We start from the raw sequence: 10,350 nt of genomic DNA, 5'->3' as shown, positions 1-10,350 counted from the left end.
CAGGGTGGTTTTTTGTCTTTCATAAGGTATAGTACTAAAAGGGTTAATTTTTAGTCAACCTATTTCAGGACGATGCATACCAATAACATTGCCCCAACGTTTACGGCTAATTTTAATCCTTCTGTCGTTCCTCTCGAAATAGCATCCAATACATTGCTTCCTACCTTATCTTTTGAAATATCCAGTGTTTTATCCACCTTTTCGGTTTCAGGATATAGCATTTTTGCAATTAGGATAGCTGCTGGAGCCGACATGATGGAAGCGGTAAGCAAGTGTTTGGTGAAGATTACCTTCTCTGCATCGCTATCACCACCCAAGAACGCGATAAAAGCGGCAAGTACGCCGCCAGCAATAGTTGCCATTCCACCAACCATCAAGCAGAGGATTTCCGATTTGGTCATTTTATCTAAATACGGCTTCACCACTAGAGGCGCTTCGGTCTGACCGATAAAGATATTTGCCGCAGCCGCCAAACTCTCTGCTCCTGAAAGATGCATGGTTTTGCTCATAACATAAGCAAAGGCTTTTACAATTTTCTGTAGAATTCCGAGGTAATATAGTAGTGATGTAAACGCTGAAAAGAATACGATGGTAGGTAGTACCTTAAAAGCGAAGATATATCCGAACGTGTCCATGTCGGTCACTAATCCACCGAACAAGAATTCGGCACCTTTCTCACTAAAGTTCAGGAACTTCACCACCTTATCGGAAATCCAATCGAAGCCCATGGCTACGAAATCGACCTTCAACACTAAAATCGCAAATAGCAATTGAAGGGCAAGCCCTGTAGCGACCAACCGCCAGTTAATTTTTCTTCTATTACTGCTTAATAGAAAGCATACCGTTAGCAAAAAAATCATTCCCAATACCCCACGCCAAATACTGGTAACGTTTATGCCCACTCCTTCATCTGGATCTAAGGCTAGGCTGCTATCAGTATCCACTTCAACCTGGGAGACCTGAGTGTCATCGGGAGCTGAAAAACGATAGTTTACCTTATTTTCAGAAAACACCAACGTGCTATCGGTCAGTTCTGAAACGTGATACCTTCGAATGGTGTCTTTCGGCAGGGTGTAAAAAAACACCAATAAATTATTCTGATAAATATAATCGCCAGCAGCATTCAGGCTGTCCTTTGCTGCTAATGAGTAGGTAAAGCGACCTTTTTCAAGGCGCAATGAATCCGATTCAGGGTTTATATTTAATAGGGTTTCTCCTTCTTCATTTTCGATGGAAGCGAAGTCCCAAGTACGCTCGATAGATTGACTGTGAAGGGTGAGAAATGATACGCTAAAGAGGATGAATAGTAGAAAGTGACGCATGGATTCTAATCGAGTTATCGGCTGCTTCAAAAGTGGTTAAAAGTTGAAGGGTTGAATTTTGCAGGGCAAAAGTAGAATAGAAATTGAAACTGCCTCATAAAATCGAATTATTTACGTTTGGAAATCTCATCCCGAATCCCGGCAGCTTGTTCATAATCTTCACCAGATACAGCTTTTTCCAACATCTTTTTCAGTTGCTTAAGGGTGTATTTGCTGTAATCGATTTTCTTTTTTTCCGACGTTTTTTCTTCACCCCCAGAAATTAGATCATCCAACACTGCTTCTTCCTCGTCGGAAAGCTTTTCTTTCTTCTTTTCAGGAGTTGTTTTCAGGAAAACTCCAGCCTTGTCTAAAATAGTTTTATAGGTGAAAATAGGAGCATTGAAGCGCAGTGCTAACGCTATTGCATCGCTGGTTCGGGCATCCACAATTTCCTCAAGTCCGTCTCGCTCGCAGATAATACTACTATAAAAAACACCATCGATAAGCTTATGGATAATGACCTGTTTGATCAAAATTCCGAAGCGATCGGCGAAATTCTTAAAAAGGTCGTGGGTTAAGGGACGTGGTGGTTTTATTTCCTTTTCCAGCGCAATGGCAATCGATTGGGCTTCAAAAGCACCAATAACGATGGGCAATTTTCGCTCCCCTTCCATTTCACTTAGGATAAGGGCGTAGGCCCCGTTTTGGGTCTGACTGTAGGATATTCCTTTTATGGTTAGGCGAACAAGACTCATGTAAGCGGCTCTATGTTTGAAAAGTTTCGTATACCTTTCATTGGGCGAATTCAGCAATGAAAAAAGCTGTTCAAAAAAAGGACGTGCCTTTCTCTGAACAGCCCTTTAATCAGGCACAAAGTAACAAAAATTATGCGTTCTGTGCCTTAAACTCTTTCAATTTTTCATTCAGTTTCGGTACCACTTCAAAGGCATCGCCAACAATTCCGTAGTCTGCTGCCTTAAAGAAAGGCGCTTCAGGATCGTTATTGATAACCACCTTGGTTTTGGAAGCATTAATACCTGCCAAGTGTTGAATTGCTCCAGAAATACCGATTGCGATATATAGGTTGGAAGCTACAGGTTTTCCTGTCTGTCCTACGTGTTCACTATGTGGACGCCATCCCATATCGCTTACTGGTTTGGAGCAAGCGGTAGCAGCGCCAAGAATATCGGCCATTTCTTCAATCATATCCCAATTTTCAGGACCTTTCAATCCACGGCCACCAGAAACTACAATTTCAGCATCGGCTATTGTTACCTTATCGGTTGCTTTATCGACAGAAACCGTTTCCACATTATAATCGTCTGAAGATAGCTCGGGAGCAAAGTCTTCAATTGTTGCGTCGGCATGATTTTCGTGAACGCCGTAAGCATTCTTCGCAAGTCCGACAACCTTTATATCAGTCTTAATTTCAGTGGTAGCAAAGGCTTTGTTGGTGAAAACACTATGTTTTACTTTAAACGGACTTGTGCTTTCAGGAAGTTCGCTAACGTTTGGAACATAACCAGCGTCAAGATTAACAGCCAATAATGGTGCTAAAAACTTTGCGTTTGCACTACTGGATACCACTACTACTTTCGCTTCTTCCTTTTTGGCAGCTTGCGCCAAGACATCAGCATAGGCAGCTGCATTGAAATTTTTAAGCGCGTCATCCTTCACTTGCAATACCTTATTGGCACCGCATTTTTCCAATTCGGAAGCATCGCCACCGTTAATGGCAACGGCTGTTACGCTCATATCCATCTTATCGGCTATGCCACGCGCAAAGGATACGGCTTCCTGGGCAATTTTTTTATATTTTCCTTCTTCGGATTCGGTATATACTAATATAGACATGTTCTAATTATGAATTATGAATTATGAATTATGATTCAGAGTAACTTTTACTTCTGAATTCTACATTCAGCATTCTGTATTATTAAATTACTTTCGCCTCGTTATGAAGTAAATCGACTAATTCGTCGACAGTTTCAACCAACTTCACATCTCCTTTTGGAGCAGGTTTTGCAAAATGAACGGCTTCGGTTTCAGCATTTGCGTCGACAGCTTCTTTCACATTCAACGGTTTTTTACGCGCTTGCATAATACCGCGCATATTGGGGATGCGAAGATCGCTTTCTTCAACCAAACCTTTCTGACCGCCAATGACTAATGGAAGTTCTGCTTTTAAGGTTTCCTTACCGCCATCTATTTCGCGAGTAGCTGTTGCGGTAGTACCATCGATTTCAAGTCCGATACAGGTATTGATAAAGTTAGCACCGGTAAGTTTTGCGACCATCCCGGGTACCATTCCACCATTATAGTCGATGCTTTCACGACCTCCAATGACTAAATCGTAGCCACCTTCTTTTACTACATTAGCTAATTGCTTCGCAACGGAAAATCCGTCGGTTGCCGGAGCATCTACACGAATGGCCTCATCGGCACCGATTGCTAGCGCTTTTCTAAGCGTTGGCTCTGTTTCTGCTCCGCCAACGTTTACCACGTGTACGGTAGCACCTTGCTTTTCTTTAAACCACATGGCACGGGTAAGACCGAACTCGTCGTTCGGATTAATTACGAATTGCACACCATTGGTGTCGAATTTCGAATCGCCATCGGTAAAATTAATTTTGGATGTGGTGTCGGGAACGTGACTAATACACACTAAAATTTTCATATTATGCAGCTATTTTTTTAGATATAAATTTCGTTACTGTCTTAGTAGTTGTAAGCGTTTACAGCTATTTGGATAGTCTAAGACATTTTGGGTTACGAAGATACGGATATATTTCCGAAAAATGCTATGCATGCATAATAAATTTGCGTTAAATGTTAACATTTTTTCGCCCTACCCATTCAGATTATGCTATTTTTGTCCTCCGAACTTTTATTGCGATTCTTTAAAGCAGTATTCCTATGAAAACAATCCAATTTCGAGAAGCGATAGCGGAAGCAATGAGCGAAGAAATGCGCCGCGACGATACCATCTATCTTATGGGCGAAGAAGTAGCCGAATATAACGGTGCTTACAAGGCCAGTAAAGGTATGCTAGACGAGTTCGGGGCGAAGCGCATCATCGATACGCCAATTTCGGAACTTGGATTCGCGGGCGTTGGAGTGGGATCTGCAATGAACGGAAACCGACCGATCATTGAGTTTATGACCTTTAACTTCTCGTTAGTGGGTATCGACCAAATTATAAACAACGCTGCAAAGATGCGTCAGATGAGCGGAGGCCAATTTAATATCCCGATTGTTTTCCGTGGACCAACCGCATCGGCAGGTCAGTTAGCAGCCACACACTCCCAAGCCTTTGAAAGCTGGTATGCCAACTGTCCGGGATTAAAGGTCGTAGTACCCAGTAATCCAAAAGACGCAAAAGGATTGTTGAAAAGCGCCATTCGTGATGATGACCCCGTGATCTTTATGGAAAGCGAGCAGATGTATGGCGATAAGGGTGAAGTGCCAGAAGGCGAATACCTTATTCCACTAGGAGTTGCTGAAGTAAAGCGAAAAGGTGCCGATGTAACCATCGTTTCCTTTGGGAAAATTATCAAGGAGGCATACAAAGCCGCTGAAGAATTGGCCGAGGATGGTATTGAATGTGAAATCATCGACTTACGAACGGTTCGTCCGATGGACCATGACACGATTTTAGAATCGGTGAAAAAAACCAATCGACTGGTTATTTTGGAAGAAGCATGGCCCTTTGGAAATGTCGCTACTGAAATTACCTATCAGGTACAAAGCCAAGCGTTCGACTTTTTGGATGCACCTATCGTTAAGTTGAATACTGCCGACACGCCGGCGCCATACTCTCCCGTACTTTTGGAAGAGTGGTTGCCAAATAAGGATGACGTTGTGAAAGCAGTACGAAAGGTTTTATACAAAGACTAATTTAGCTCCTACAGCACTTAATTTAAATGAGAAAACTGAGCCTTCATAGGTTCAAATGGATTCATTTTAGTATCTGCATCTTAATTTTGTGATTTATTTGTCAATTCGAAATTGTATTTTGGCAAATTATTCGTGTCCTTTGCGCACGCTGTAACAGCCTCTTAAATAGTGAGCCCTATCAATATACGATATCTACTTATATGTTTATTAGTCTTGCCCTGTCTGGCTTGGTCACAAACCAAGGTCAGCGGTGTGGTACGGGGTGCTTCAGGTGCTTCACTACCTTTCGTGAATGTGGTCTTTCAGAATTCAAATGATGGTACTATTAGTAATGAAGAAGGGCGCTTTTACCTAGAAAGTTCTAAAAGTCATGATACCTTAGTGTTTTCCTTTGTTGGGTTTGAAACGAAAAAGGTGCCACTCACCAAACAGGCAACTTATAAAATGGAGGTTACCTTGGAAGAAGAGGCAGCGGCCTTGGATGAAGTGGTAATCTATACAGGCGATCAACCAAAAAAGAACAATCCAGCCATTGATATTCTCCGAAAAATTTGGGAAAACCGACGGGAGAATGGTGTCAAGAAATTCAAACAATACAGCTACGATAAATACGAAAAGCTGGAATTCGATTTAAATACAATCGATTCTGCCCTTATAAAAAGTAAGGTTTTTAAAGGCATGGAATTTATCTGGGACCAGATCGATACCTCGCGGGTAACGGGTAACTCCTACCTTCCTATCTTCATCAATGAAGCGTTCTATAAAGTATATGGCGATAATGTGATGAACGAGAAAAAGGAGGTGCTAGAAGGAAATAAGAATTCCGGGTTCAGCAATAATCAAACGCTGATTGCTTTTGTAAAAGACCTCTATAAGGAATATGACGTATACGATAACTATCTGAAGTTTTTCGATAAGGCCTTCACCAGTCCGCTCTCCCGTACCGGAATAGACGTCTATAATTATGTTTTATTGGACAGCGCCTATCGCGACAATAAATGGTGCTATAATATTGTATACTACCCAAGGCGTAAAAATGAACTCACCTTCAAAGGCGATTTCTGGGTGAATGATACCACCTGGGCCGTAAAGGAAATCAACCTTCAAGCCAGTAAAAGTGCCAATATCAACTGGGTACGTGAAATTTATATCGAACAGGAATTCGATGTCTTAAACGATTCCACTTTCCTGATGACGCGCGACTATTTTATGAGCGATTTCAGCATTCGCAAAAAGGAAGAAGCCCAAGGAATTTATGGAAAGCGCACCACTTTATACGACGATTACGAATTCAATAAAAAGAAGCCAAAGGAGTTCTACGGCGAACAAACCGAATCGTATAATGAAATCGTGTACAACCGACCGGATAGTTTTTGGGATAAAAATCGATTGGAAGAACTCAATAAAGATGAAAAAGGTATTTATACCATGCTCGATACGCTAAAAGAGGTTCCCAGGTTTAAAACGCTTTATAATATCGGTGCCACGTTAGCCTCAGGATACTATGAAGTCGATAACTTCGATATCGGCCCCGTGTTTTCCATTTTCGGTTTTAATGAAGCGGAAGGCCTGCGGATTCGATTGGGGGGACGAACCTATTTCAGTCAGAACGATATGTGGCGATTGGAAGGCTTCGGCGCTTACGGATTTAAAGATCAGCGTTTCAAATATGGAATTTCCGGAAAATGGTTGCTTGACCGAAAAAGTCGCTTCACCGTGTTCGCTGGTAATCGAAAGGATGTGGAACAGACCGGGGCAAGTTTAACGACAAGCAATGACGTATTAGGTCGAAGCTTGGCATCTTCCTCCTTGATATCCGTAGGGCAAAACGATCGTCTTACCCGAATTAACTTAACCACTGCTGGATTTGAGTTCGAACCTGCTAAAAATCTTAATTTCCGCGTGACGGGCTCTTATAGAACCCTTCGTTCGGCCACCAATACCTTTAGTTTGGATTATAAGGTATTTGAAGATGGCGTCTTCACGGGTGAAGTAAGAAGCCGGATTCAGCAACCGGAAGTCGAGGTAGGGGTTTTCTACACCCCTAATCGAAAGACTTCGGGTTATGGTGTTGAACGCACGATTATCAACGATGGCGATTTTCCTAGCCTCTATTTAGGCTATACCTATGGTATGGATTATGTTCTTCAAGGTGATTTCGAATACCAAAAGCTTCAAGCATTTTATACTCAGCCTTGGAATATTGGTGGCTTCGGAAGATTGTTTAGCACCGTTGAAGTCGGTAAGATTTTCGATCCCGTTCCATTGGGATTGTTGAGTCCAGTACCAGGAAACCAAACCTACTTCAGTATCTACAACACCTTCACCAATTTGGATTTCTATGAATTCGTGACCGATACCTATGCTTCGCTTCACCTTCGGCATAATTTCGGCGGACGAATCTTCGGAAGAATTCCAGGGCTTCGCGACCTCGATTTACGGGAAGTTGTAGGATTCCGTGCTGTTTATGGTGAAATATCAGATGAAAACCGAGCGCTGAATGCTTCAAACATCACCTACCAAGCCCCTGGCGATATCTATTGGGAATGGAGCGTTGGCGTAGGGAACATCTTCCGAATCTTCCGTATCGACTTCAACTTCCGAGGAAATTACCTCGATAATCCAGATGCGCGTTCCTTCGGTGTGACCGGCGAATTTGGTTTCTCATTCTAAGCGACTTACAGCGTTAATGTTAAGTTTTTCTGGCGAAGGTTACCGCAAGGTTAATTTATTGTACTTTAGCGGCGCGAAATTCCCCGAATGATTATGTTTTTTGTTGAAAAGAAAGCACGATTTCAGAACAAACACGTAGTTCATCAGTCCGATTGCGAGCTCCTTCCGGTACAGGACAATTGTATTCCTCTTAAATCAGCCAAGAATAGCGATCAAGCGTTGGAAGAAGCCTCAAAACACTACCCTCGTGTGCGTCTATGCTCCGTCTGTTTTTCGGATGGTGAAGAAGAATAAGGTAAATCCCCCTTTCATCCTATTTAATTTTAAAGTACATTTGTATCATTATGAAAATGAATGATATAGCGTAATTGCATCATTTTGGAAGTGTTCCAGAATGATTCCCGTCTTTCCGTTCCCCTCAGGGGCTATTTGTTATTTCATTTATTTCAACCACTATGTCATCATTTTCAACCACTACCAATTCCATATTCTCACTCCTAAAGGAAGCCATTGCAGGCAAGGAAGTACAGGTCACTTCAGGAAGTATTAAAAAAGCTATCTTTCTGTTGGCCGTGCCCATGATTCTTGAAATGTGCATGGAATCCATCTTTGCGCTTGTCGATATCGCATTCGTATCGCAGGTAAGTACAAATGCTGTGGCTACCATCGGCCTTACCGAATCGGTTATTACCTTAGTCTATGCAGTAGCGGTCGGACTTTCCATGGCGGCAACCGCCGTAGTGGCCCGAAGGGTAGGAGAAAAAAAGTATGCTGAAGCGAATACCGCTGCAGTCCAGGTTATTATTTTAGGTGTTGCCGTTTCTATACTTGTCAGTTTGCTAGGAGGATTTTATCCAAAGGAAATCCTGCAGTTGATGGGTGCTGAAGCAGATCTTGTCGCGGAAGGCTACCGTTATACCCAGATTTTATTTGCGGGGAATGCAACTATTATGTTGTTATTTCTAATAAATGCAATCTTTCGCGGTGCCGGAAATGCTTCCATGGCTATGTGGACCTTGGTTTTATCGAATGGATTAAATATCATTCTCGATCCGATTTTTATTTTCGGTTGGGGCCCAATTCCTGAATATGGCGTCGGCGGTGCTGCAATCGCAACCACCATCGGAAGGGGATCAGCGGTCTTGTTTCAACTTTACATTCTGTTTTTTGGCGCTACTCGTATACAATTGGCGCTTTCTGATTTTGTATTGAATTTGAAGGTGATGTGGAATTTGGTGAAAGTTTCCTTAGGCGGAATCGGTCAGTTTCTCATCGGGACCTCCAGTTGGATATTTCTTATGCGGATTATGAGTGAATTTGGCAGTGAAGTATTAGCCGGTTATACCATTTCGATTCGCGTCATGATGTTTACCCTTATGCCCGCTTGGGGAATGAGCAACGCAGCGGCCACCTTGGTAGGTCAGAATCTTGGTGCCGGACAACCCGACCGGGCCGAAATCTCGGTTTGGAAAACGGGGCGATACAATGCTTGGTTTATGGCCATAATCTCATTGGTATACCTATTCTTCGCTGAAACTATCATCCGACTTTTCAGTGATGCTCCCGATGTGCTGCATTATGGTTCGCTAAGTCTTCAAATTGTAGGGGCTGGATATGTGTTTTATGCCTATGGCATGACGGTCACCAACGCTTTCAACGGTGCGGGAGATACACGAACTCCTACGATCATTAACTTCTTTTGCTTTTGGATTTTTCAGTTGCCGTTCGCCTATGCGGCAGCACTTCTTTTCGATTGGGGGCCGAAAGGCGTTTTTTGGGCTATTACATTGGCCGAAGTACTTATTGCCGTAATCGCTATCGTCTGGTTTCGCAAAGGAAATTGGAAACGAACGGTAGTATAACATCATACTTTTTCGTATTTTAGGTAAAAGTGAAGGTATGAGTAGAGGATTTGTAAAAGAAGGCGATCAAGAAGAGCCGGTAGTTATTCCACCAAGGGCAGCCTTGCCAGATGGAGCAACCAATTATGTTACACCCCAAGGGCTTCAGCAAATGATGGATGAAAAGGAAGAATTGTTGAAGGAGCGCGCTGAAGTATCAGGGAGTGAAACGGAGATTCGGCGTACGCATACCTTACTAGATGGAAAGCTGGCTTTATTAAAAGAGCGAATTACTTCGGCTCGTGTAATTGATCCAAGTGACCAGCCCGAAGATGAAGTTCGATTTGGTGCGACGGTAACCTATCTGTTGAAAAATTCCAAACAACCTGTCACCATTACCATCGTTGGCGTAGATGAAGCGGACGTCAAAAAGAAAAAAATTGCCTTCGTTGCACCTATTGCAAAAGCTTTGTCAGGCGCTAAGGTGGGGGAAGAAGTAACGTTTCAGCTAGGAAATGAAGCGCGAACGTTGACGGTGAAAAACATAGAATATCGTTCCTAACAAAATAATAACATAACTACGTATCCCATCCTTCCTTTTTCAGTATCTTTGCACCCCCAAATATAGTCCTAGA

The 10,350-nt window shown here is 42.6% G+C and carries 9 protein-coding genes; 5 read left to right on the top strand and 4 right to left on the bottom strand.

Annotated features, from left to right (window positions below; genetic code table 11):
• Positions 1-59 precede the first annotated feature (59 nt).
• From I4Q58_RS04825 to I4Q58_RS04810, 4 genes are all read right to left on the bottom strand, one after another.
• Positions 60-1,322, bottom strand: a complete 1,263-nt coding sequence (locus tag I4Q58_RS04825; RefSeq protein WP_203294266.1) for a Na+ dependent nucleoside transporter N-terminal domain-containing protein — start codon at positions 1,320-1,322, stop codon at positions 60-62.
• 107 nt (positions 1,323-1,429) lie between these two features.
• Positions 1,430-2,059 carry a bifunctional nuclease family protein gene (locus I4Q58_RS04820; protein WP_203294264.1) on the bottom strand — a complete coding sequence of 210 codons (630 nt, stop codon included), beginning with the start codon at positions 2,057-2,059 and terminating at the stop codon, positions 1,430-1,432.
• A 130-nt stretch (positions 2,060-2,189) separates the two neighbouring features.
• Positions 2,190-3,158 (bottom strand): electron transfer flavoprotein subunit alpha/FixB family protein, encoded by a 969-nt coding sequence (locus I4Q58_RS04815; RefSeq protein ID WP_203294262.1) that lies wholly within the window; start codon positions 3,156-3,158, stop codon positions 2,190-2,192.
• An 82-nt stretch (positions 3,159-3,240) separates the two neighbouring features.
• Positions 3,241-3,981 carry an electron transfer flavoprotein subunit beta/FixA family protein gene (locus tag I4Q58_RS04810; RefSeq protein WP_203294260.1) on the bottom strand — a complete coding sequence of 247 codons (741 nt, stop codon included), beginning with the start codon at positions 3,979-3,981 and terminating at the stop codon, positions 3,241-3,243.
• Between the two features lie 239 nt (positions 3,982-4,220).
• Here I4Q58_RS04810 and I4Q58_RS04805 point away from each other — a divergent pair, with 239 nt between their 5' ends.
• The 5 genes from I4Q58_RS04805 (at position 4,221) to I4Q58_RS04785 (ending at position 10,277) form a co-directional block, all read left to right on the top strand.
• A complete protein-coding gene (locus I4Q58_RS04805) occupies positions 4,221-5,201 on the top strand; it encodes a pyruvate dehydrogenase complex E1 component subunit beta (protein WP_203294258.1) in 981 nt (326 codons plus the stop codon).
• Positions 5,202-5,414: 213 nt separating this feature from the next.
• Complete coding sequence (locus I4Q58_RS04800) at positions 5,415-7,874, top strand: DUF5686 and carboxypeptidase-like regulatory domain-containing protein (RefSeq protein ID WP_236002817.1); 2,460 nt, start codon at positions 5,415-5,417, stop codon at positions 7,872-7,874.
• 87 nt (positions 7,875-7,961) lie between these two features.
• Entirely contained in the window at positions 7,962-8,168 is a 207-nt protein-coding gene (locus I4Q58_RS04795; RefSeq protein WP_203294256.1) for a hypothetical protein, read from the top strand.
• A 161-nt stretch (positions 8,169-8,329) separates the two neighbouring features.
• The gene (locus tag I4Q58_RS04790; RefSeq protein WP_203294254.1) at positions 8,330-9,736 is read left to right on the top strand and encodes an MATE family efflux transporter; all 1,407 of its coding nucleotides are present in this window, start codon (positions 8,330-8,332) and stop codon (positions 9,734-9,736) included.
• 37 nt (positions 9,737-9,773) lie between these two features.
• The gene (locus tag I4Q58_RS04785) at positions 9,774-10,277 is read left to right on the top strand and encodes a GreA/GreB family elongation factor (RefSeq protein ID WP_203294252.1); all 504 of its coding nucleotides are present in this window, start codon (positions 9,774-9,776) and stop codon (positions 10,275-10,277) included.
• The last annotated feature ends 73 nt before the right edge of the window (positions 10,278-10,350 follow it).

Origin of the sequence: Luteirhabdus pelagi (assembly GCF_016827595.1) — a bacterium.
Classification (GTDB): domain Bacteria; phylum Bacteroidota; class Bacteroidia; order Flavobacteriales; family Flavobacteriaceae; genus Luteirhabdus; species Luteirhabdus pelagi.
The sequence above is the reverse complement of the archived record's forward strand: the minus strand, read 5'-3'. Positions and strand labels throughout refer to the sequence as shown.

What these genes read in the sequence shown, in the direction of transcription:
- I4Q58_RS04825 (WP_203294266.1), bottom strand. Translation starts at nt 1,322, where the DNA reads ATGCGTCACTTTCTACTATTCATCCTCTTTAGCGTATCATTTCTCACC.
- I4Q58_RS04820 (WP_203294264.1), bottom strand. Translation starts at nt 2,059, where the DNA reads ATGAGTCTTGTTCGCCTAACCATAAAAGGAATATCCTACAGTCAGACC.
- I4Q58_RS04815 (WP_203294262.1), bottom strand. Translation starts at nt 3,158, where the DNA reads ATGTCTATATTAGTATATACCGAATCCGAAGAAGGAAAATATAAAAAA.
- I4Q58_RS04810 (WP_203294260.1), bottom strand. Translation starts at nt 3,981, where the DNA reads ATGAAAATTTTAGTGTGTATTAGTCACGTTCCCGACACCACATCCAAA.
- I4Q58_RS04805 (WP_203294258.1), top strand. Translation starts at nt 4,221, where the DNA reads ATGAAAACAATCCAATTTCGAGAAGCGATAGCGGAAGCAATGAGCGAA.
- I4Q58_RS04795 (WP_203294256.1), top strand. Translation starts at nt 7,962, where the DNA reads ATGATTATGTTTTTTGTTGAAAAGAAAGCACGATTTCAGAACAAACAC.
- I4Q58_RS04790 (WP_203294254.1), top strand. Translation starts at nt 8,330, where the DNA reads ATGTCATCATTTTCAACCACTACCAATTCCATATTCTCACTCCTAAAG.
- I4Q58_RS04785 (WP_203294252.1), top strand. Translation starts at nt 9,774, where the DNA reads ATGAGTAGAGGATTTGTAAAAGAAGGCGATCAAGAAGAGCCGGTAGTT.